This is a genomic window from Arthrobacter bambusae (assembly GCF_022606295.1).
Classification (GTDB): domain Bacteria; phylum Actinomycetota; class Actinomycetes; order Actinomycetales; family Micrococcaceae; genus Arthrobacter; species Arthrobacter bambusae_A.
In genome coordinates, this window is record NZ_JAHHZS010000004.1 from 114710 (window position 1) to 138301 (window position 23592).

Annotated in this window: 18 protein-coding genes; 10 read left to right on the forward strand and 8 right to left on the reverse strand. The window is 61.5% G+C overall.

Translation table 11 applies throughout. The features are described 5' to 3' along the window. Positions 1-64: 64 nt before the first annotated feature. The 5 genes from KNN17_RS04200 (at position 65) to trxA (ending at position 5979) form a co-directional block, all read left to right on the forward strand. Complete coding sequence (locus KNN17_RS04200) at positions 65-565, forward strand: NUDIX hydrolase (protein WP_241707707.1); 501 nt, start codon at positions 65-67, stop codon at positions 563-565. Between the two features lie 71 nt (positions 566-636). After that, entirely contained in the window at positions 637-2706 is a 2070-nt protein-coding gene (murJ, locus tag KNN17_RS04205; RefSeq protein WP_241707630.1) for a murein biosynthesis integral membrane protein MurJ, read from the forward strand. A 143-nt stretch (positions 2707-2849) separates the two neighbouring features. Next, the gene (locus KNN17_RS04210) at positions 2850-4493 is read left to right on the forward strand and encodes an ABC transporter substrate-binding protein (protein ID WP_241707631.1); all 1644 of its coding nucleotides are present in this window, start codon (positions 2850-2852) and stop codon (positions 4491-4493) included. A gap of 166 nt (positions 4494-4659) precedes the next feature. After that, a complete protein-coding gene (gene trxB, locus KNN17_RS04215) occupies positions 4660-5616 on the forward strand; it encodes a thioredoxin-disulfide reductase (protein WP_241707632.1) in 957 nt (318 codons plus the stop codon). 36 nt (positions 5617-5652) lie between these two features. Further along, positions 5653-5979: a thioredoxin gene (gene trxA, locus KNN17_RS04220; protein ID WP_078107075.1), complete on the forward strand. Its 327-nt coding sequence runs from the start codon at positions 5653-5655 to the stop codon at positions 5977-5979. 5463 nt (positions 5980-11442) lie between these two features. Here trxA and KNN17_RS04225 read toward each other — a convergent pair. The 8 genes from KNN17_RS04225 to rpmH all read right to left on the reverse strand — a co-directional run bounded on the left by KNN17_RS04225 (position 11443) and on the right by rpmH (position 17067). Then, complete coding sequence (locus KNN17_RS04225) at positions 11443-12654, reverse strand: ParB/RepB/Spo0J family partition protein (protein WP_241707633.1); 1212 nt, start codon at positions 12652-12654, stop codon at positions 11443-11445. A gap of 67 nt (positions 12655-12721) precedes the next feature. After that, positions 12722-13777, reverse strand: coding sequence for a ParA family protein (locus KNN17_RS04230; RefSeq protein WP_241707634.1), 1056 nt, complete (start codon positions 13775-13777; stop codon positions 12722-12724). A gap of 86 nt (positions 13778-13863) precedes the next feature. Continuing rightward, the gene (rsmG, locus tag KNN17_RS04235) at positions 13864-14514 is read right to left on the reverse strand and encodes a 16S rRNA (guanine(527)-N(7))-methyltransferase RsmG (RefSeq protein ID WP_241707635.1); all 651 of its coding nucleotides are present in this window, start codon (positions 14512-14514) and stop codon (positions 13864-13866) included. Between the two features lie 6 nt (positions 14515-14520). Next, positions 14521-15099 carry a Jag family protein gene (locus KNN17_RS04240; RefSeq protein WP_078107072.1) on the reverse strand — a complete coding sequence of 193 codons (579 nt, stop codon included), beginning with the start codon at positions 15097-15099 and terminating at the stop codon, positions 14521-14523. Continuing rightward, complete coding sequence (yidC, locus tag KNN17_RS04245; RefSeq protein ID WP_078107071.1) at positions 15099-16073, reverse strand: membrane protein insertase YidC; 975 nt, start codon at positions 16071-16073, stop codon at positions 15099-15101. The genes KNN17_RS04240 and yidC overlap by 1 nt, the downstream gene beginning before the upstream one ends. Positions 16074-16090: 17 nt before the next feature. Further along, complete coding sequence (gene yidD, locus KNN17_RS04250) at positions 16091-16489, reverse strand: membrane protein insertion efficiency factor YidD (protein WP_370873887.1); 399 nt, start codon at positions 16487-16489, stop codon at positions 16091-16093. Further along, positions 16482-16889, reverse strand: coding sequence for a ribonuclease P protein component (gene rnpA / locus KNN17_RS04255; RefSeq protein ID WP_078107069.1), 408 nt, complete (start codon positions 16887-16889; stop codon positions 16482-16484). The genes yidD and rnpA overlap by 8 nt, the downstream gene beginning before the upstream one ends. A 40-nt stretch (positions 16890-16929) precedes the next feature. After that, positions 16930-17067, reverse strand: coding sequence for a 50S ribosomal protein L34 (gene rpmH, locus KNN17_RS04260; protein ID WP_011776797.1), 138 nt, complete (start codon positions 17065-17067; stop codon positions 16930-16932). Between the two features lie 465 nt (positions 17068-17532). Between rpmH and dnaA the strand changes: the two genes are divergently transcribed. The 5 genes from dnaA (at position 17533) to KNN17_RS04285 (ending at position 23354) form a co-directional block, all read left to right on the forward strand. Next, the gene (dnaA, locus tag KNN17_RS04265) at positions 17533-18954 is read left to right on the forward strand and encodes a chromosomal replication initiator protein DnaA (protein WP_078107068.1); all 1422 of its coding nucleotides are present in this window, start codon (positions 17533-17535) and stop codon (positions 18952-18954) included. Positions 18955-19490: 536 nt separating this feature from the next. After that, the gene (gene dnaN, locus KNN17_RS04270; protein WP_078107067.1) at positions 19491-20615 is read left to right on the forward strand and encodes a DNA polymerase III subunit beta; all 1125 of its coding nucleotides are present in this window, start codon (positions 19491-19493) and stop codon (positions 20613-20615) included. 60 nt (positions 20616-20675) lie between these two features. Further along, positions 20676-21596, forward strand: coding sequence for a phosphogluconate dehydrogenase (NAD(+)-dependent, decarboxylating) (gene gnd, locus KNN17_RS04275; protein ID WP_139359626.1), 921 nt, complete (start codon positions 20676-20678; stop codon positions 21594-21596). 23 nt (positions 21597-21619) lie between these two features. Then, complete coding sequence (gene recF, locus KNN17_RS04280; RefSeq protein WP_241707636.1) at positions 21620-22813, forward strand: DNA replication/repair protein RecF; 1194 nt, start codon at positions 21620-21622, stop codon at positions 22811-22813. Next, positions 22800-23354: a DUF721 domain-containing protein gene (locus tag KNN17_RS04285; RefSeq protein ID WP_241707637.1), complete on the forward strand. Its 555-nt coding sequence runs from the start codon at positions 22800-22802 to the stop codon at positions 23352-23354. The genes recF and KNN17_RS04285 overlap by 14 nt, the downstream gene beginning before the upstream one ends. Positions 23355-23592 lie beyond the last annotated feature (238 nt).

Here is a 23592-nt window from a genome sequence, read left to right on the forward strand (position 1 = left end):
CGTTAGAGTGGACTTCATGGCCAACCCGATCCCGAGTGCTCCTGGCAGGAGGACGAACGCACCATTGCCGTCGGCAATTGGTGCCCACGTCGCGCCCGCTCCGCACCCGGCCCAGGCCGCCCTTCCGACGGTGGAGGAAGTCTCTGCCGGCGGCGTCGTCGTAGACACGTCCGACGGCGAACTAAGGGTTGCGATCATCGCCCGCCTTAATAGGGGTGGCCGGCTCGAGTGGTGCCTGCCGAAAGGGCATCCGGAGGGCAAGGAAAACAACGAGGAAGCAGCCGTCCGCGAGATCGCTGAAGAAACCGGAATCGAGGGCGACGTCCTCGCTCCGCTCGGCAGCATCGACTATTGGTTCACCGTGAGCGGGCACCGCGTCCACAAAACCGTGCACCATTTCCTCCTGCGCGCCACGGGCGGGGAGCTGACCATCGAGAACGATCCCGACCAAGAGGCCATCGATGCCGCGTGGGTTCCCCTCCAGGAATTGGCCCGCAAATTGTCCTTTCCCAATGAGCGGCGCATCGCCGATCTCGCCCGGGAAGTCCTGCCCGAACACCTCTAACGCGGGCCTTTCCTTCCGGCGGACGCCGGTTTGACGCAACAGGCAGCCCGGCTCATGGGACGATAATGACAATGTCTGCCGCCAAAACAACCCAGTCACCCCAGTCCGGAGAAACCCGTTCCAGCGCCGTCATGGCCGCAGGGACGCTTGTTTCACGGTTCCTCGGCTTCGCCAAAACCTGGATGCTTGGCGCCGCACTGGGCCTGGGATCGACGGTCAACGACACCTTCATCAATGCCAACAACCTGCCGAACCTGATCTTCCTCCTGGTGGCCGGTGGCGTATTCAACGCTGTGCTGGTCCCGCAGATCATCAAAGCCAGCAAGGGTCCGGACCGCGGCGCGGACTACATCAGCCGGCTCCTGACCCTCGCTGTGCTGGTTCTCTTGACGCTGACCACCCTGGTCACCCTGGCCGCGCCGATGGTCATCGACCTCACCACCCAGGGCTATTCACCCCAGCAGAAATCGCTGGCCGTAACCTTCGCGTTCTATTGCCTGCCGCAGATCTTCTTCTACGGTCTGTATGCGCTGCTGACCCAGGTCCTCAACGCCAACGGTGCCTTCGGCCCCGCGATGTGGGCTCCCATTTTGAACAACGTGGTGGCCATCGCCGGACTGGGCATGTTCATCTGGATCCTCGGCGCCAACAACACCAACCCCCACACCTTGGACAATTGGGGGCCAGTCCAGACGTTCCTGATCGCCGGCCTCTCCACTGTCGGCGTGCTCGCTCAGACCGCCATACTCCTTGTCCCGGTGATCCGCCTGCGGCTCGGGCTCCGGCCCCGCTTCGGCTGGAGGGGCGTCGGACTGGGCCAGGCAGCGAAACTGAGCGTGTGGACGCTCCTGACCGCCGCCGTCGGGCAGCTCGCGTTCCTTTACGTCATGAGGATCGCCACGATTCCCGGCTCCGAGCGGCTTCGGCTGGAGCATGCGCAAGACCCGGCGGCCGCCACTCTCCCGGGTAACGCGGTCCTGGAAGTCGCCAGCCAGCTCTACCTGCTCCCGCACTCGATCATTGCGTTGTCGCTCGCCACTGTGCTGTTCAACCGGATGGCCCATGCCTCCCAGGCGGGCAACAAAGCCGAACTGCGCGAAGCCCTGTCGCACGGGCTGCGGACCATGGCCGTCGCCACTGTCTTCGGGGCACTGGCCCTGTTCGCCCTCGCCGGACCGCTGGGCATGTTCTTCTCCGGCGGGAAACCCCAGGACGGCGTCATGCTCGCCCAGACGCTGACGATCCTCGCGCTGAGCACCCCGTTCATGAGCGCCAACTTCATGATGTCGCGTGTCTTCTACGCCAATGAAGACGCCCGGACCCCTTTCTACATCCAGCTCATCCTTGCGCTGGTCAACGTTGTGGGCGCGTTCATCATCCAGTTCCTGCCGGTCGGGCGGATCATCTTCGCGATCGCCGTCCTGTATACCCTCGGAAACATCCTTTCCGTGGTGATCAGCGTCTGGTTCCTGCGACGACTTCTCGGCCACGTGGACGGTCCGCGCATCGCAAACTCGTACATCCGCATGGGCTACGCCGCGTTGGGCTCGGCGATCGCCGGCGCCGTGGCACTGTGGCTCCTGGGCAGCTATCACGCCGACGGCTTCGCCTGGAGCAGCCGGCCTGCCGCATTGGTGACGGTGGTCGTCGTCGGGCCCGTCATGCTGCTTGCATACCTTTTCCTGCTGCGCGTCTTCCACGTCAGTGAGCTCCGCGATTTGCTCCGTCCGGTGCTTGGCCGGCTCGGCCGGGGCGTTCCGGTTGCGAAAGCACCGTCCGCGGGTGGAGAGCAGACCCCGACGGCGGCCCGCGCCACGGTTTCCGACGACACCGGACTCATTCCGCGCATCTCGGGGGAGTTCGACGCAGCATCCTTCCGCGCCGGTCCGGCCGTGCAGACCATGCCTTCGAAGGACGGGTGGGATGACAACCGCGATGCCGATGGAGCCATTGCGGAGGGCAAGGACAAGGTGGATGCCTGGTCCGACGTCGAGAAGTCATACCTGCCCGATGAAGACCTCCCCAGCACCGCGCAACGGGGCGCAGGCCGCCCAGGGATCCCGTTGCCCGGTCGCCGCACCTATCAGGGAACACTGGGAAACAACCCCTATTTCCGCGGTGGATCACGCCGCAAAAGGTGACGGATCCGCGCAAACCGGGAGCCGGAACGGCCCAATCAGCTAGGATCAGAAACTAATACAGGTAGTTGCAGACCACGGGTCACCCGGCTGGCCGGATCCCGTATTCAGGACCCGCAGCTTCCGGACAGTCTTAGGAGGAACCCGTGTCCCACCCGATCGATGTCGGATCAGTGCTTGGCGGCCGCTACAAAGTCACAGCCACCGTGTTGACTTCGCACGACCAGGATCTGGTGCTCGACGGCATGGACCAGGTCCTCAACAGGCCTGTCAGCATCCTCGTGGCTGGCCCCGGAAACGCCGATCAGGTTGCCAAGAGCGCCCGCGAGGTCGCCACCGGCGAACGGCCCGGACATGTCCAGATCCTCGACCTCGGGGTCAGCGACAGCACCACGTACCTCATTACGAACCACAGCAGCGCGCCCGACCTGCTGGACCTGGTGGTGGCCACCAACCCTCCTTACGTCGAACCGTTCTTCACGGACACGCTTGGCAGCGAGATCTTCGGCCAGGCCCGTTCCCACGAACCCGAGACCTACGACGGACTCTACGACGACGACGAGCACGACGCCGAGTACATCAGTTACGACGAGGTCGAGCCCCATCCCGCTGGCGAATCGCTGCCGGCTGCCGCTGACCCGCACCGCCCGGTGGTTCCTCCCATGCCCGCTGGCCGGCCGGCGTCGGCCTCCGGGGGCTTTGGTTCCCGCATCGCTGCTGCGGCAGCGGGGGCAGGGGCTGCTGCCGCAGCGGCCGCGGCCGCCGTAAACGGCAGCGGCAAGTCAAACAGCGACGACGGCCAAGCCGCGCCTTCGGGGAGGCCCGCGTCCACTTCGACCGCCGAGGCGAGCCGGACCGCTCCCCAGCAAATCCAAGCGGCGCCCGCCACCCAGGCTGTTCCAGCATCCACTCCTCAGGCGCCTACTTCTGCAACCCCGGCCCAGGAATCCAAAGTCTCTCTCTGGTCCGAGGACGACTATGGCTTCGTTAACGACGACGGCGGAGCGCGCGGCACGGGCGCTTCCCGCGATGCGGCCGCGGCTGCCGCCGGATACAGCCGGGGAGCCTCGAGCTTCCCGTCGAACGCGCGCGAGCAAGCAGGGCCCCTCGACGAGGACGAATATTACGACGAGGAGCCGGTTCGCGAGCCCCGTTCCTTCCGTTGGCTCGTAGGCGGGGTCCTTGCCGCCGTGTTGATCGTAGGTTTGATCCTTGCTGTCACCAATCTCGGCAACCTCATCCCCGGCGGGGCTCCCGCGGCCAAGCAGTCCTCTTCGGCGTCTCAAACCGTAACTGGACAGCCGAGCAGCACAGGTACCGCCTCGGCGCCGCCGGTCGCAGCGCCGCCGGTCATCGATGGAGTCACCCGTATGGGCGATTTCGATTTCGCAGCAACTTACGACAAGGACCTGGTCAAGGCATACGACGGCAATGCCGCCAGTTACTGGTCGGACATGGAATTCGCCACGGCGGACTGGGGTGGACTCGCACCCGATGGAGTGTCGCTGCTGGTCAAGCTCAAGACACCCTCGCAGGTGACGTCCGTCACTTTGAGCCAGTTGGGCGCATCCGGTGGAAACATCAGCGTTTACACCAATGATCGTCCGGCCTTGGACGGTGCCAAGCTGGTGGGCACCAACAGCTTCACCTCACCGGAGCTCACCATGCCGCTCAGTGCCCCTGTAACGGCCCAATACGTGATTATCTCCATCAAGGCCCTGCCCAAACTGACCGCCCCCAAGACGCGCTACGGCTACGGCCTGCGCCTTGCGGAGATCAAGGTCCAGTAGCCGACGCTTCTCGCTTCCATGCCCTGCACTGCCAGAAGGTACCCTGAATGGTGGTGGATATTAGGGTCCCCGGAAACATCGGAATATTCCGCGCCGCCATAGGGTTGTGCCATGTGGCCGGCCGCAAGGAACCGGTGCATCGATTAAGGAAGAGGTTCACCCAACAGTGAGCAACGCAGAAAACACCGCGTCCATCGTACGTGATGTCATTATCGTAGGCTCCGGGCCTGCCGGTTACACGGCGGCCGTCTACACGGCACGGGCCAACATGAACCCGCTTCTCATCGCCGGTTCCGTGACGGCCGGTGGCGAACTGATGAACACGACAGACGTCGAGAACTACCCCGGCTTCCCCGAAGGCGTCATGGGACCCGATCTCATGGAGAACTTCGAAAAGCAGGCGGCACGCTTTGGGACGGAGATTCAGTTTGAGGATGTCACCGAACTGGACCTCGACGGCGACATCAAGTCCGTGACTATCGGCACGGGGGAGAAGTTCATGGCACGCGCCATCATTCTGTCCACGGGTTCCGCATACCGTGAGCTCGGCCTCGAGAATGAAAAACGCCTTTCCGGCCACGGGGTGAGCTGGTGTGCAACCTGTGACGGTTTCTTCTTCAAAGACCAGGACATCGCAGTGATCGGCGGTGGCGACTCTGCCATGGAGGAAGCCCTCTTCCTCACCAAGTTCGCCAAGTCGGTCACCGTGGTACATCGCCGCGACACCCTCAAGGCTTCCAAGATCATGGGTGACCGCGCCCAGGCCCACGAAAAGATCAACTTCGTGTGGAATACCGCCGTCGAGGACGTCATCGGCGGGGACAAGGTCACTGGCCTGAAGCTGAAGAACCTCGTCGACGGCACCGAGTCGGAGCTCGCCGTCACTGGAGTTTTCGTGGCCATTGGCAACGATCCCCGCACCGAACTCGTCAAGGGAAAACTGGAGCTCGCTCCTGAAGGCACCATCGCCGTCGACGGCCGCAGCTCCAAGACCAGCATCAAGGGCGTCTTCGCCGCCGGCGATGTCGTGGACCCGACCTACCGCCAGGCCATCACGGCAGCCGGATCCGGTTGTGTCGCTGCCTTGGACGTCGAGCACTATCTTGCAGACCTGCACGCCTAACCGGCACAGCAGCCATCCATTCGAAGGGAAAGAATTATGAGCAACGCGAAAAACGTTACCGACGCCAGTTTCAGCACCGACGTCCTGGCCGCTGAAAAGCCGGTCATTGTGGACTTCTGGGCAGAGTGGTGCGGCCCGTGCCGTAAGTTGGGTCCAATCCTCGATGAGATCTCGGTTGAATACGGAGACAAGGTCGATGTCGTCAAGCTGAATGTCGACGACAACCCCGCCATAGCCGCCGAGTACGGCATCACGTCCATCCCAGCCGTTTACCTCTTCAGCGGGGGAGAAGTGAAGAGCACAGTTATCGGTGCAAAGCCGAAGCAGTTCTTCGAAAAGGAATTTGAATCCGTCCTGTCCTAGGACATGCGGCGCGCCTGTAAGGCCTGCTTCCCGATTGAGCCGGTGGTTTCGCTGTTGAGCGAGACCGCCGGCTTTTTCATGTCTTTGGGTACACGCTATTGAGTTCGAGACCCGAGCCTCGTGGTTTCGGCTGGTGATATTGAGAGGCGCAGTGAACGCCCGCTGCCAGTCTCGGTTTTTATTCCTATTTCTGAACCTTTTTCACTTTCAAAAGGGGCAGTTCTTCGCTGGAACGGCCCAGACGGCCACTGAAACTTCGGCCCCCGGAGACGGGCCGGAGTGGGTGAACTAATTCCGCCTTCGAATGCTGGAATGTTTACTAAGCAATAGTTGCGCCCGACTGACTCATGCATCGCCGCGGACGCAGGGAGATTCCATTCAGGCTGCCGAGTCACTACGTTCGATACGAAGGGCAAGTATGTGATCCGGTCGTTTCACGTGAAACCGTGCTACCCGTGCGTTGGAGCCCACGATCCCTCGCTATTGAATTCGAAACAGGTCGAACCATACGTTCAACACATGCACTGTTTCACGTGAAACACGGCTCGTTGATGAGGGAGTAAAAGTGCTTTGGGTGCCGGGTTCATTGCTGGATGACCTGAGCCTCGCGCAGGCAGATCGCGGGACAGTGGCGATTGGACGGTTTCACGTGAAACCGCGCTGGTACTACTGGGTGCGGGGGTTACGGCTTGCCGCCGAGCCGGGGCGTCGTCCCTTATTCATTGCGGCTTTCCAGGTCGATCAACCCCCGTCAAGAACCACGCCGCGGCTTGTTCGGTGCTAGGCCATGACCGGCGCACCGGGGGTCGCCGCAAACCACCCTCCTTGGCACGGGATGAACGTCCTATTGAAAATCCCCATATCAGCGATGTTTCACGTGAAACACCGCGGTGTCCCGAGAGCCGGCCGGGCACTTCTTCAGGCCTGCGATCAATACGGACACTTCCGTCGGCACGTGACAGACAGGCGCGTCAAGTGGCTACCAGCAACTCTCGCAAGGCGTAAAGCTATCCGGACACCGGACAAACGAGTGCCTGGCGACGTCGGCCGGCAGAAGGCCCGACCGTTAGTACTAATAGGTCCGTAAACAATTAATTCAGGTTGCTTCGTCCCTTGGGACGCGGCCCACCCCGTCCATTGCTCCGTCCGTCATCACGAGTAGCCTTCGATCCCAGTAACCCTTGGACATGCATCGAGGCTGAGGAGGCCGCTTGTTGGCCGTCAATCGGGGGAGGAGTTCGCCATTGCCCTGCGCCACAATACAGTTCCTTGGAATGGCCCCTTGGCACCGTGAGGCTTGGGAGCAGGCGCCGTGTGGACGCCTTCATCCTCACGGCGTGAGAAGGTCGACGGACTATGGGTGCCGGGTTGTGGGTGGCTCTATCGACAGCCCCCTATTGATCCGTAACGCCGATCCGTAACGGCGTAGACGTGAACGTGGCTGAATGAGCCGAAGTGTGCGGCATCAGACCCTCTCAGACGGCAGGACCTGAGGCCAGCGGCTGCACAGTCAGGACAAAGGTGTCGCAGCCACACACTACATGTCAGGCCCTAGGACGGCCAGGCCTTCTTCGCTCGCCGGCGCACGTGGTCCCAGAGCGGGCCGTTAGGCAATCACGTGGTCCGTTCGAGGGATTCAGACTGATTGTGGGAGTACCCATCCAGGATCCCTGCCGACACGGTGAAGTACCTTGGGCGGGCTGTCTTGCAGTCAGACTCGACTCAGCCGACTACGCTATCTTGAACCCGCCACCCACAGCTTTGGGCATTGGTTCCCCGTACACAAACTCGCCTGAGCCGCGCCGGGGTGGCCCTGACGTCTTCCTGCACCCGAGGATCGTGGACGTATGGCAATGGGGGAGACAGAGTCTCAAACGAGCAACTAGAGCTACGTCCACGGAAATTGCCTCCCAGCACGAGAGCCTGGGTTCAAGCCCGCCTCAGCGGGACAAGAAGTCCGGCAAGGCGGAGCGCCGCCAAATGATCAGCCTGGAGGCAGCAATTTCCCTGGGCATCCCTCACACAAGCCCCTTCCTGCAACGAGGCGAGAAGCGCTAACAATTGAACCCCAAGGCAGGTCAACTCGACCGGCCAAGGTGGGGTTGGTTGCTTTTGGCGAGGTTGTCCGGGGTAGACGGGGCGATCTGGAGCGCCTGCTCAATCCAAGAGAACGGAGGAGGTCCCTCTAACCGGGAGCAATGATTGGCCCGACTACCCTCATGAACGAAGCTGAACTACGAGAAGCGACATGCCTACACGGCCGCCCGGTCCGGGATTTAGAAACCAAGGCTGGCCGCAATCTAGTGGCTCAACCGCGTTTCCGCGTGACTGAACCGCGCCCGATTAGGTAACCCGCGGGCCAATAGATGCCAGCAGTGCTTCTCCGAATGTCAGCAGGCGCTCCCGCTGCAGTCACGCTCCTGGAGTCCTCCGGTCTCGGTCGTTGCCACCGGCCCTTGCCCACCGACAGTGGAAGGTGTCGGGTGATCGGCAGCCTTCGATTCGGTCGCGTTTCACGTGAAACATGCAGCGACCGTCGAATTCAAGAGCGCTCACACGGGGCGCAGGCGGAATAGAAGATCCCGAGAGCACCAAGCCGAGCCGAGTCGAGCCGGGCACTGGCGAGGAACATGGAGGCAAGATTCCACTTCATCTGGCTCTTCGCTGGGAGGGATATCCACCGACCGGCCAAAAGTTATACACACGGTTATCCACAACGATATCCACGGGCGCAAAGAACCACTTCGACTAGCTTCTCCCGGACGGTTGGGGAGCATGTCCGGCGCGGAACGCAGCAAAGCTTAGCCAGCCAGATGAGATCAGATTTGATACGGACCGGAAAGCTTTCAGAAGCCCGTGAATCTGCCAATATTGGTCCCAAACGGGGTAAATCTGGTTGATCTACAGGCGCTGGCTCTGTTTCACGTGAAACAGAGCCAGCGAGCGACCTCAGGACCACACGAATACCGACGCCGACCGACGAGATACCCACAGAGCTCAGGCCTGAGCTCCCGCAGTCCCACCGAATTATCAACAAAGTTATCCACAGCGATATCCACCGCTGCTCTCAGACTTTTCAACAGCGAGATACACACTCCACACGGCTAAGCTTTCTCGGATCGTCTGCGTTCAGATTCGTCGATACCGCCCCGCCCGCCCGTGGAAGTATTGGCCTGTAGCGTCGGCGATCCGATGGCAAGCTCAGCCGAAGCCACATCGGGTCCTCCTAACTCTCGCGCTTTAGCTAGCCGGAGCTCGGGGGATGGATGCCCGCTAAGACGAACCCCTTCTGAATCTTTTGCAGGAATCGAACTCAGGACGCCCCAGCCACGGACGCCCCGTGGGCTGGATCATTCGGCAGACCGAAGTGTGTGGAGTGTCCATGAAGAGATTCTGTGCGCTGCCAACCAGGACTGAGAGCCATCCGGACATCCTCGGCGCGCTTGTCGCCGCGCCGGCAAGCAGTACAGCAAGCGAGCCTCACCTGAGGACAGCGCGGCACGAGGACGACCGCGGCCAGGATGCCAGGATTTCAATCCCGTCGCACGACGTCTCCGGGGGAGCCGGCGTCCCACCACCGCTCGATCCAAGTTCACCGCAAGTCGGCACACCAGGTACAGGGGTCCTCTGTGCTGCGTCCAGACGCCGGTCGGGGCACGCACCTAAGTCCGCGTAGGCGCAGGCACCGGCGACTGGAGCCAGTGCCGACACCACACACCACACACCACGAGATCCAGTCTCTCCTGTGAGTTCCGTGGTCCACAGGAGGACTTCGATCAGATTCTCCCTGAGGCCGTCTTGCGGTGCTGACTTATTCGGGGTCCAATCGCACTTCCCGAGCTCTGGAATTCGATGACAAGGTCCGGGGGACCCGCGAACCGTCTTGGACGCCTCCGAACATGGATGATGGAATGGGCTCCTAGTCCGGATAGGACATCGCCCAAGCCATGCCGCCTCGCCGCAATCCACGAGCTCAGGGGCTGTTGCCACGCGGCAGCCGGACGACGATCGAGCTCCCAGGGATCTGTTCCCTTCCAGGCGGACTCCCTTCCAGCCGCACTGCCACACTGCCACACTCAAACGAGCTCAGGGAACGGTTTGCCACCCGCCGGTCCTATGTCGCCGTGAAGGCGGGAACGCAACACGATCGTCGAAGTCGACCAATACCGCGTCCATAAGATCCTGAAGATGTTCGGCATCGTTCGGTTCGGCGCACCCGTCGTCATTTGGTCACCGGGAAATGGTGGTTCGTGGCTGTCACTGGCGCAGACACACAGATAGCCCCCTAAGACCGCAGACAGACGTATGCACCCGCCACTGAATTCGCGCCGAGTACGGCCCACCGTAGGTGAAAGCAGACAGTGGCTGGGGTACTGATACCCAACAACTAGCTGGAAACTGGAAGGCCCGCGTCCTGGCAACATCGCACGCAGCGGGATGGCCGGACCTGTTACGCCCGTCGAGGTGCAACCAACGCCGAAAGGGGAGCACAAGCAGGCCAAGACACACCGCATCATAAAGTGATGTGCCACCGCATCCTGAAATGGTGGGCTCGAGTTCCGGAGGGGCAGATGGCCTAGTTGAAACCATCGATACTCCGAGCAACTGTTTACTTTGCGCCCAGGGCACACCGCCACGTTGCAGGGAATTTGCTCCGAACTGCGAGTTGACTACCAATTACTGGTACGCCGAGCTTTGGCTCGATTGCGATGGACTCCATCGCCGCTCCTGTTTCACGTGAAACCTAGCCTGGCGGCGATCCATAGAGTTGGCCCCATCAACCGGAAGATTCACGCGCTGTCAAACGGATTTCCCCGGCACACGTCGGCAGACTCGGCTGTTCCACGTGAAACATTCGCAGGCTGCCCACGCTCGAGAGGCATCATCCGAGAAGTCTGTGGAGATGTATCACTCAAAGAACAAGGCCCAGCCTCCGGGATGGCTGACGTCAGGCTCTCTGGCAAACAATTGCGCGTGCTGCCCGAACTTCGAATGCGGAGGATCAAGGGAACCGTCAACCATGGGCAAACCTTGTTAGTCAATGCAGGAATCAAGAATGTAGCCACGAGGCAACGGTGGCTAGCGCGAGGTTAAGGGACATCGTCTCGATGCGCGATCGTGTCGACTTCTAAAGCAGCGGCCAACTGAACTCGATACTGGCTTCTCCGAGCGACATGGGGGACCCCGTTGGGTGCGAAAAGGTACTGATCTTCCAGTACCTCAGGCCTATACGACTGCCCGTTTCACGTGAAACACCGTCCCAAAAGCACCACGCCTCACTCCGGCCCCAGGGAACGAGTCCACCAGCACACGCCATGGGAGCGCACCATGGGAGCCGGGCCTCTATGAGAGAGCAACGAAAAAGGACCAAACGGACCCCTGCAAGCGCCGCATGGAAACCATTAAACGAAAATGGGGCCTGCCTCGAGAGAAGCAAACCCCGGTTCCGTGGAAACCTAGCGACTAGCTTTCGTCCCCAGGTGACAAAACATCCATGATGCGATTCAGATCCTCAACACTAGCGAACTCAATGCTCACGCGACCCTTTCGCGCACCCAGGGTGATCTTCACATTGGTATCCAAGCGATCCGAAAGTGAAGAAGCAAGGTAGTCGAGACGCTCATGGCGTGCGTTGGGACGCGGAATGCTGTTCTTCGGCGGCACCGTAGGATCCTGGTACAACGCGACAGCTTCCTCGGTGGCCCGTACGGACATTCCTTCGGCGACAATCTTCTGCGCGAGACGCTCCATCGAGGCTGCGTCCGGGAGAGCGAGCAATGCCCGCGCATGGCCGGCCGAGAGCACGCTGGCCGCTACGCGCCGTTGCACGAGCGGAGGAAGTTTGAGGAGGCGGAGAGTGTTGGACACTTGCGGACGCGAACGGCCGATCCGATCGGCCAGCTGCTCGTGGGTGGTACCGAAGTCCTCAAGGAGCTGTTGGTAGGCGGCAGCTTCTTCCAAAGGGTTCAGCTGACTGCGGTGGAGGTTTTCCAGCAGAGCATCACGAAGGAGGTCGTCATCAGTGGTATCGCGAACAATCGCCGGGATGGTTTCGAGCCCGGCGGCCTGCACTGCCCGCCATCGCCGCTCACCCATCACCAGTTCATACGGTTCTCCACCCTTTTCGGTTGAAGTACGTACAACAATTGGCTGGAGGACGCCTATTTCCTTGACGGAATGAACCAGCTCCGCCATGTCGTCCTCATCGAAGACACTGCGCGGCTGCTTGCGGTTGGGATGGATGTCCCCGACAGGGATTTCGGCGAAGCGCGCCCCGGGAACCTCGACCAGTTGGACCCCGGACGATTCCGAGGGAAGCGAGTCAGCCACGGCCTCTCCTGAAGTAGCAGCAGCGGCCCCGACTGGCTTGGATCCGGCCGATCGGTCAGCGTCGGTGGTCTTCGCGGGGGTGACCTTCGCCGCGGGTGACTTCGCAGCAGGGCTCTTTGCCGCCGTCGTGCTCTTGGACGAAGAGCCGCGCGAGGGGGAACTCTTCGCTACTTCCGTTTCAGGCGCCTCGGGAGCGTCCACCGTCTCCGGTGCCTTCCGCGCCTCAGGGAAGAAGAGGTCCACAGGGCGGGACGCCGGGACGCCGTTCCCCGATGCACCAGCCGAAGCGGAGCTGGGAATGAGAGCCCCAAGACCCCGACCCAGGCCTCGTCGCTTTTCGCTCATTAGTATGTCCCTCCGGTGGAATGGCAAGAATAGAGCCCGCCAAGGATATTGCAGTGATTAAGGAAGTCTAGCGCTCGGCGATTTCCGCAGCGGCTTCCATATAGGACAACGCGCCGCTGGAAGACGGATCATAGGTCATCACCGTCTGCTGGTAGCTTGGGGCCTCCGAGATGCGCACCGAGCGAGGAACCACAGCGCCGAGAACCTGATCCGGGAAATGTTGGCGGACTTCGGAAGCCACTTGCGCGGCCAGGTTGGTGCGGCCGTCATACATGGTGAGGAGAATGGTGGAAACGACCAGATCGGCGTTGAGGTGCTTCTGGATCATTTCGATGTTCTTGAGAAGCTGGCTCAGGCCTTCCAATGCGTAGTACTCACACTGGATGGGGATGAGTACCTCGCTCGCCGCGCAGAAGGCGTTGACGGTCAGCAGGCCCAGGCTGGGCGGGCAGTCAATGAAGATGAAGTCCAGGCGACCTTCACCGTTCTTGGCGCGTTCCTTCGAGTAGACATCGATGGCGCGGCGCAGACGCTGCTCGCGTGCAACGAGGGAAACCAGTTCAATTTCAGCGCCCGCCAGGTGAATGGTTGCCGGCGCGCAAATGAGATTCGGGATATCGGGGCACGGAGCCACGACGTCACGCAGCGGGAGGTCGTTGATCAGCACGTCGTAAATACTGTCGACGTCGGCGTGGTGCTCAATACCCAGAGCGGTGGATGCATTTCCTTGAGGATCGATGTCGATCACGAGGACATTGAGTCCCGCGGAGGCCAAGGCTGCCGCAATATTGACCGTCGTGGTGGTCTTTCCCACGCCGCCCTTCTGATTGGACACCGTGAAAATGCGGGTCTTTTCCGGCTTGGGAAGCTCACGTCCCACCAGTCGTTCACGCCGTCGGGTCTCGTTGGCGAGCTGGCGTGCAATCGGGCTGGAATCATCAATGGAGTCCATGACGTTGTCATGTCCGACAATCACGGTTTCACGTGAAACAGCGGCGTTTGCAACCGAATTCGTGCGCATCAGTGCAGATTCAAAGGATGCCGAGGGTGCAGCCATGGCCCGAGCCGACCCCAAGGAAATAAATGGCGGGATCCGCTGGGTGGAGGTTTCGCTACTGCCCACTGTCACACTCTCACTCTCATTCGGCTCTAGCTGCCGTTCTCTAGCTTAACCGCTCAGTTGCGGACACGCGGGACACAGCGCCGAAGCTAGGCGATCTTCCGCTGTTTGTTAACGACGATCCTCACCACAGTGGTGGGTTCCTCCAAGAGCTCCTGCCCGCAAACCACAACAGACGTTTCCACGCCGCCGAGCCTACGGATGATTTTAGCTGCTTGCTCAATCTCCTCGGCAGCACTGCGGCCCTTGATCGCCACAACTTCACCCTTGCCGTTAAGCAAGGGTATGGTCAGTCCGGCGAGTTTGGACAGGGCAGAGACCGCCCTCGCCGTGACGACATCCGCGTCGACCATTCCCACTGCGAGTTCGGCTCTGGTGCGCATGACCGTGACGTTGCCCAGTCCAAGGTCGTCCACTACTTCCTGAAGCCAGATGACCCGCCGCTCCAGGGGTTCGATCAACGTGAGTTCAAGATCGGGACGCGCAATTGCCAAGCACAAGCCCGGAAGTCCCGCCCCGGATCCAACGTCTGCAACGTGGCTTCCGTGGGCTATCACCGATTCGATGACGGCGCAATTGAGAACGTGCCGGCTCCACAGGCGGGGAACCTCGCGCGGGCCAATCAGCCCGCGCTCGGTTCCCGACGTCGCCAGATGTTCTACGTACCGCTGGGCGAGACCGAGCCGGTCACCGAAAATCTTCTCTGCTGCCTGGAGTTCGGCTGCCGTGATTTCAACCATGATCCGTTAGTCGGCCGAAACCACGATGTGGCGGCCGGCGCCTTCGCCATCGGACTCGGATACAAAACCGAGGTCCGCGACAGCGTCGTGCACAATCTTGCGTTCGTACGCGCTCATGGGTTCAAGTGCCACCGGAGCTCCGGTTTCCTTGACCTTCGCCACGGCGTTTTCGGCAATCTGCTGCAGATCGCCGGCACGTTCCTTGCGGTAACCGTTGATGTCGAGCACCAGGCGCGAGCGGTTCTCGGTTGCCGAGAGCACTGAGAGTCGAGCGAGTTCCTGAAGGGCTTCGAGCACTTCGCCGTCGCGGCCTACCAGGCTCTCCAGCCCCTCGGAATCGTCTTCGGCTGCGATGGAGATGTAGGTGCGGCCATTCCGGATCTCGATGTCGATGTCGCCGTCGATATCGGCAATGTCGAGAAGTTCCTCGAGGTAGTCTGCGGCGACGTCGCCCTCTTCCTCGAGGCGGCTCACGGAAGTACCCTTGCCGGCAGCAGCGTCCTCTTCCGAAGTTTCTACTGTGGCTTCTACCAGTTCCTCGGCGGAGGCAGCGGCCGTTGCCTCTTCGGTGCTTTCAACAGACATTACTTCTTCTTCCTGTTCTTACGTTGTGGCTGGGTGCGCTGCTGTGCCTTGACCTCGACGGCGGCCACCTCGGCAGCGACGTCGGCGTCCTTTTTACCGCCAAAAAGCGGGTGCGACGGCAAGCCCTTGGCGGCGCGACGCTCAGCGAGGGCCCTCGCAGCAGGGGAACCCGGCGTCGGCATGCGGCGGATGACAAAGAACTGCTGACCCATGGTCCACAGGTTGGTGGTGGTCCAGTAAATCAGGACACCGATCGGGAAGTTGATGCCACCCACACCGAACACCAGCGGCAGGATGTACAGCATCATCTTCTGCTGGCGCATGAACGGGCTGGCCATCGCCTCGTCGGACATGTTCTTGGCCATGATCTGCTTCTGCGTGATGAACTGCGACGCCGTCATGGCCAGGATCATCACGATGGACAGGACCCAGACAACCGTCTGGTCGGTGCCTGCAGGGCCGCCGTGAAGCAGGGACGCGGAGAGGGGAGCGCCGAAGATGCTGGATTCGTCGAACTGCACCACCTGCTCATGGCTCAGGGCTCCAATGCCCGTGCCGGCCTGTCGGGCCTGGGTGATACCGGAGAGCACCTGGAACAGCGCGAAGAAGAACGGCATCTGGATCAGCATTGGCAAACAAGCGGAGAACGGGTTGGTGCCGTGCTTCTTGTACAGCGCCATCTGTTCCTGCGCCATCGCCTGGCGGGAGAGCTGGTCGGTCTTGCCCTTGTACTTCGCCTGCATCTTCTTCAGATCAGGTTGAAGCAGCTGCATGCCGCGCTGTGCCTTGATTTGCTTGACGAAGACAGGGATCAGGGCAGCACGGATCACCAGCACCAAGCCAATGATGGACAGAGTCCAAGTCCAGCCGTTCTCCGGAGGCAGGCCGATGAAACTCAGCCCGTCGTGGAACCCCAGCATGATCGCGGACACTAGCCACTTGAACGGGGCCAGAATTGTTCCAAAGATGTCCATACGTTTTCCCTATTTCCTCAGGCCGCTGTGCGGCGACCGTCTTCATCAGACCACACAGCCAGGAACTGGTCCGGGTTGTTCAGTACAACAATTGTGGGCGTCTGGCCTTCGGGCCAATGACGATGTCCGGCGGGGACGTGGTCCACGCCGCCGGCGTTCCAGGGGTGGCAACGCGCAAGGCGCCGCACCGCGAGCCAACTTCCCTTGACGGCACCATGGACCGTCACCGCTTCGAGGGCATAAGCCGAGCAGGAGGGGAAGAACCGGCACACCTGGCCATATAAGGGAGAAATGATCCTGCGGTACGTCTTCAGCAAGATGATGAGGACGTTGCGCGGCAGCTCCCACAGAAAAGTTCCGAGGATCCCCGGAGCGACTCTAAAGAAACGGACGACGGCGGAGCTCAGCTCATGCACGCGGTGTCCCTTCCGTTGTGGTGCCCTGGGTGGGCGAAACAACCCGCGGAGAGGATCCGCCGAGCCGTTTCGTGGTTGCCGCCAAGGCGGCGTTGTAATCCGTCAGCAGCTGGTCCCAGCTTGCCGTAGCGGCCGCGGGCAACGCCCGGACCACCACAGCAAGACCCGTGCCATGCCTATTCAAAGACAAAGCACCTGCTTCTCTCAGTCTCCTCTTAACGAGGTTCCTGGTCACAGCGTTCCCGACAGCTTTGGAAACGATGAAGCCGATGCGGCTCGGTTCGCCGGCACCGATAGGTGCCGTATATAACACTAAGTTCCGGCGTCCATTGCGGACGCCGGAACGTACAGTTGTTGAAAAGTCGGTAGAAGTCCGCAGACGGTTACGGGTGGCTAGCACCTAGTGACTCGCTTGGAAGGCTGACCGACGAGTCAGTTATTTAGGCCGACAGTTCGACGCGGCCCTTGCCACGACGGGCGGCCAGAATGGCACGGCCGGCACGGGTGCGCATACGAAGGCGGAAGCCATGCTTCTTGGCCCGACGGCGGTTATTCGGCTGAAAAGTCCGCTTGCTCACGTTAGTTACTCCAGTGGATCAAAGGTGCGCCCACCCGATCAAAAGGGGAAGAACTGGCCGACGCTAAGTTTATTGAGTATCCGCCGCCGCCCAACGCCGGATTTACCGGAGGTGCGGGTGGTCAAAAAGCGGACACATAGGACTTCACAACGTTAGGGCAAAAAGACCCCCGAGGTCAAACCGGGAGCCGTCGTGCCCGTTATCCCCAGCTGTGGCTAAGTACACGCATCAGCCTGTGGATGAAGTGGCTCACAGGCCCCGTTTCAGAACCACAACGGTGTAATTATCCACAAGCTTGTTCCCAGCTATCTTCTGGAGTTTCCATCCCCTAGAGTGTCTCAGTAGCCGATTATCCACGGACTGTGCATAACCCTGTGGATTCGGTTCGGAATCCACGCCCTTTGATCGGCCACGGACCTTCGGCTGCCGCAATCCAGGCAAGCAAGCACTCGAGGGAACCAATTGATGACGGTAGACGAAGCCAACCACGCCAACACGGTCGGAAGTTCCTGGCGGCGGGTGCTGAGCCTGCTGGAACAAGACGATCGCGTCACACCCCGGCAGCGTGGTTTCGTTATCCTTGCGCAGGCGCAAGGCCTGATCGGTTCCACCCTCCTGGTGGCCGTGCCCAACGAACTGACCCGCGAGGTTCTCCAGACGCAAGTCAAGGACGCCCTCGATGACGCCCTCCGGAGCGTCTTTTCCGACGACATCCGGTGCGCGATCGACGTCGACACGGATTTGGTGCCCATCCACGAAGAGCCGGCCCCCGCCGTCGAACTCTCTTCCGCGAACGACCTCGCCGTGGAACTGAAGCCGCAGCCCACTCCGCCGAGCACTTCGCACGAATTCGGCCGGCTGAACCCGAAGTACGTCTTCGACACCTTCGTGATCGGTTCTTCCAACCGCTTCGCCCACGCCGCCGCCGTCGCGGTCGCGGAGGCACCGGCCAAGGCCTACAACCCGCTGTTCATCTACGGTGACTCCGGGCTCGGCAAGACCCACTTGCTGCACGCGATCGGCCACTACGCCCGCCGGCTCTACAGCGGAATCCGGGTGCGCTACGTGAATTCCGAGGAGTTCACGAACGACTTCATCAACTCCATCCGCGACGACGAAGGCGCCAGCTTCAAGACCACGTACCGCAACGTCGACGTGCTCCTGATTGACGACATCCAGTTCCTGGCGGGCAAGGACCGGACGCTCGAAGAGTTCTTCCACACCTTCAACGCCTTGCACAACAACAACAAGCAGGTGGTCATCACCTCGGACCTCCCGCCGAAGCAGCTGGCCGGATTCGAGGACCGCATGAAGTCCCGTTTCGAGTGGGGCCTGCTGACCGATATCCAGCCACCGGAACTCGAAACCCGCATCGCGATCCTCCGCAAGAAGGCCCAGAGCGAGGGATTGTCCGCCCCGGACGACGCTTTGGAGTACATCGCTTCCAAGATCTCCAGCAACATCCGCGAGCTCGAAGGCGCGCTGATCCGCGTCACCGCGTTCGCCAGCCTCAACCGCCAGCCCGTCGATGTGGCCCTCGCCGAAATGGTGCTGAAGGACCTGATCACCGATGACGGAGCCCAGGAGATCACGGCCGACCAGATCCTCAAGCAGACGGCCGAGTACTTCAAGCTCAGCATGGAAGAGCTTTGCAGCAAGTCCCGCACACGCACGTTGGTGACCGCTCGGCAGATCGCAATGTACCTGTGCCGCGAGCTCACGGACATGTCCCTGCCGAAGATCGGCCAGGAGCTTGGCGGCCGCGACCACACAACGGTGATCCACGCGGACCGCAAGATTCGCGAACTGATGGCCGAGCGCCGTGTGATCTACAACCAGGTGACCGAGCTGACCAACCGCATCAAGCAGCAGCAACGCGATTCCTGAGTCGATCCCCTCGGGCCACTACATACCTTATTAACAGGCACATGTGGATAAGCCTGTGGATACTTAAGGGGACAAGCGCGGTTAATGGGCTTAAAACCCTTAAGCCGTCTGTGGATCGTTAAAAACGGCCCTGGGGGTTATCCACGTCCACACCCTGTTTAAAACCCCTGTCACCCACATGTCGTGAACAGGGCTTAACCCCGGAACTGCGGCTCCAGAGCCGGTTATCCACAGTTTCCACAGGGGTTATTAACACTACTAATCCCAAAAAAATGAATTCCCTCAAATAACAATCTCCTTCCGCCCACCCAGCGACGCAGCCCATGGCTGCTTCGAACCACGCGCCAGCAGGCCGGGGATGGGTTAATGCCCGAACTTCCGGCTAAGCTGTCTGCATCGCGTCCATCCTTGGTGCTGCTTTGTAGTTCGCTCCCTGCGGACCATGCAGCTTTCGGGTTCCGGACGCTGGATTTCCGGGCTCCTGGGGGAGTTTCCGGTGGAACACTGGCAGCAGCAATGAAAGGCGGCACCCTTCCGTGAAGTTCAGAGTCGAGCGGGATGTCCTGGCAGAAGCCGTCACATGGACAGCCCGGTCCTTGTCTCCGCGGCCGCCCGTCCCGGTACTTTCAGGTCTCCTCCTCAAGGCAGAAGCCGGAACAGTGAGTCTCTCGAGCTTCGACTACGAGACCTCCGCCCGTCTCGAGATCCCGGCTGACATCACCACCGAAGGAACCATCCTGGTTTCCGGACGCCTCCTGGCCGATATCTGCCGCAGCCTGCCGTCGGCTCCTGTCGACATCGAAACCGATGGCAGCAAAGTCACGCTGACGTGCCGTCGAAGCAGCTTTCATCTCGCCACGATGCCGGAATCCGAATACCCGCCGCTTCCGGCACTTCCCGCCATCAGTGGAACCTTGCCCGGCGACGCTTTCGCGCAGGCCGTTTCGCAGGTCATCATCGCTGCCAGTAGGGATGACACCCTGCCGATCCTCACCGGTGTCCGGATGGAAATCGAAGATGACATGATCACCCTCCTCGCCACTGACCGTTACCGCCTGGCCATGCGGGAAGTACCGTGGAAGCCCGTCACCCCGGGAATTTCCACGAGCGCCTTGGTGAAATCGAAGACCCTCAACGAAGTGGCCAAGACACTGGGCGGCAGCGGAGACATCCATCTCGCCCTCGCAGACGACGACAGCCGCCTGATTGGCTTCGAAAGCGGCGGGCGCACCACCACGTCCCTGCTCGTCGACGGCGACTACCCCAAGATCCGGTCCCTGTTCCCGGATTCCACGCCGATCCACGCGACGGTCCAAACCCAGGAACTCGTTGAAGCCGTTCGCCGCGTGTCCCTGGTAGCGGAGCGAAACACCCCGGTCCGCCTGGCGTTCACCCAGGGCCAGTTGAACCTCGACGCCGGTACCGGCGAAGACGCGCAGGCATCCGAGGAACTGGAAGCCCAGCTCAGCGGCGAAGACATCACTGTCGCCTTCAACCCGCACTACCTCGTGGAGGGCCTGAGCGTGATCGAGACCAAGTTCGTACGCTTCTCCTTCACCACGGCGCCCAAGCCGGCCATGATCACCGCCCAGGTTGACGCCGACGGCGACGACAAGGGCGACTACCGCTACCTCGTGATGCCCGTCCGCCTCCCCAACTAGCTGACATTAGTTGTCGTTCCGGGCGCTCAAAACGACATCAAATGCGAGTCAGTCGGGTCAATACCACAACCACCAACGCAGAAAAGAGTTCACACCGTGCACATCGGACTGATCGGCCTTGGAAAAATGGGTTTCAACATGCGGGAACGCATGCGCAAAGGCGGAATCGAGGTCACCGGCTTTGACCGCAATCAGGACATCGCGGACGTCGCCTCCGTTGACGAGCTGATTGCTGCCCTTCCGACGCCGCGCCTCGTCTGGGTCATGGTGCCCTCCGGAGATATCACCGACGCTGTGATCAGCGAACTCGGCGAGAAGCTTTCGGCCGGAGACATGGTGATCGACGGCGGCAACTCGCGCTTCACCGAAGACCAGAAACACGCGGCGTTCCTGGACTCCAAGGACATCCGTTTCGCCGATTGCGGGGTTTCCGGAGGCGTCTGGGGACTGCAGAACGGCTACGGATTGATGGCAGGCGGCTCGGACGAAGACATCGAACTCGCCATGCCGGTATTCGATGCGCTTCGCCCCGAAGGCGACCGTGCCGACAGCTTCGTCCACGTGGGCGGCGTGGGGGCAGGCCACTACGCCAAGATGGTCCACAACGGCATCGAATACGGTCTGATGCAGGCCTACGCCGAAGGCTACGAATTGCTCGCGGCCAAGGACATCATCAAGGACCTTCCCGGTACCTTCCGGGCATGGCAAAAGGGCACGGTCGTCCGATCCTGGCTGTTGGACCTCATGGTCAAAGCATTGGACGAAGACCCGGGCCTGGCGTCCATCGGGGACTACGTCGAGGACTCGGGCGAAGGCCGTTGGACGGTGGAAGAAGCCATAGCCAACGCGATTCCCGCGCCGGCAATCACCGCTGCGCTCTTCGCCCGCTTCTCCTCCCGCGAGGACAGCTCACCGGCCATGAAGATGGTGTCTGCGTTGCGCAACCAGTTCGGCGGACACGCCACCCGTCCGGCCAACTAGGCCCCGGCCGACCAGCAGTACGCGTGTACCTCGAACATCTTTCGCTGACCGATTTCCGCAGCTACGCGCAGGTTGACCTCAAGCTTGGCCCCGGCGTCACGGTCCTGGTTGGGTCCAACGGCATCGGCAAGACGAACCTCATGGAAGCCATCGGATACCTGGCTACCCTGAGCTCGCACCGCGTCAGTACCGATGCGCCTCTCCTGCGCTTCGGCACGGACCGCGCGTTGATCCGGGCGAAGCTTGTCCGGGGCGAACAACCGACGGTAGTCGAACTCGAAATCAATGCCGGCCGTGCCAACCGGGGCCGGATCAACCGCGGAAATCCTGCCCGGGCCCGCGACATCCTGGGCATTTGCCAGACGGTGCTTTTCGCGCCCGAGGACCTTGCCCTGGTCAAGGGTGATCCGTCCAACCGCCGGCGCTTCCTCGACGAACTGCTGGTCAGCCTCATGCCTGTCCATGCGGCAACCCGCACCGACTACGACCGGGTGCTCAAACAGCGCAATGCCCTGTTGAAATCGGCCCGCGCCGGGAAATTCACCTCGGGCCATGAGGCAACGCTCGATGTCTGGGACCAGCACATGGCGAGGGCCGGCGCGGAGCTCCTGCATGCGCGGCTGGAACTCGTGGAACGGCTCCGTCCCCACCTCAAGAACGCCTACGCGCAACTGACGGACGGATCGAAGGAAGCAGGCGCGGTCTACCGCTCCACCATCCAGGGCGTGCTCGACGACGACGGCGGTCCTGCCGAGCGTCCCGCTGAAGGTTCAGAGGGGGTGGAGGACCTGCGCTCCCTGTCCGTGGATCAGCTCACGGAGCGCTACATCCAGGCCTTCGCGGCCTCGCGCCGCAAGGAGTTGGAACGCGGAATTTCCCTGGTGGGACCCCATCGCGACGAACTCGAACTGGTTCTGGGCCAGGCACCGGCAAAAGGCTATGCCTCCCATGGCGAAACATGGTCCATGTGCCTCTCCCTGCGCCTGGCCTCGTACTACGTCATGCTCGACGACACGCGTACCGGCGGTTCTGCTCCGATCCTCATTCTCGACGATGTGTTCGCCGAACTGGACGTACAGCGTCGGCGTAAACTGGCTGCAATAGTGGCCGGCGCCGAACAGGTTTTGGTGACGGCCGCCGTCGACGCGGACATTCCCGAGGAACTGGCGGGGCGACGCGTGAAGGTTGTGCCCGGAGGCATTGATGGAGAAGGATAGCCCCGGCGGACGCCAGCCGGGCAGGGACCCCGACGAGATTGATGCTGCCCAATCAGCTTTGAACCGGATGCGGGAAGCGGCCGTTGCACGGGGCGAAATCCGCCGCGCCGCCCCACGGACGGGTGCCGCTCCCAAACGCAAGGGCGTCCGCGACACCCGCGGATTCAGCCAATTCCACGGCAGCGGCAGGGATCCGCTTGGCCTGGGGAAAGTCGTTGGAAGGCTCGTGGCGGAACGGGGCTGGACCTCTCCAGTGGCAGTTGGTTCCGTGATGGCTGAGTGGGATGCCTTGGTGGGACCGGAGATTTCCGCGCATTGCACTCCTGAGAGTTTTACCGACACCACGCTCCATGTCCGCTGCGATTCCACCGCGTGGGCAACCCAGCTCAGGCTCCTGAGCACCAGCCTCCTGGACATGTTCCGAAGGGAACTCGGAGAAGGAGTGGTGACGTCCATCCAGGTTCTCGCACCCACCGCGCCGAGCTGGCGCAAGGGCGGCCGAAGCGTCAATGGGCGGGGCCCCCGGGATACCTACGGGTAACTTCCGTGCACCCTCGCCGGCGCATTCTGCTTGAAGGGCGCACAGGGGCGAGAAACCTCCCCGGACCGTATAGCTCCCTAGAGGGGGCCGTTTTGGCACCTTGCAGATGGGGCCCACGGCCTCCTACAGCTACTTTCCTGAGCATATGGGCCGGGTTTTGCGAGGAACTGCGCTCAGTCACGATAGAATCGGCATAGACAACTGGGCGCCGGTGAACGTTGATTGGCTCCGCTGAACA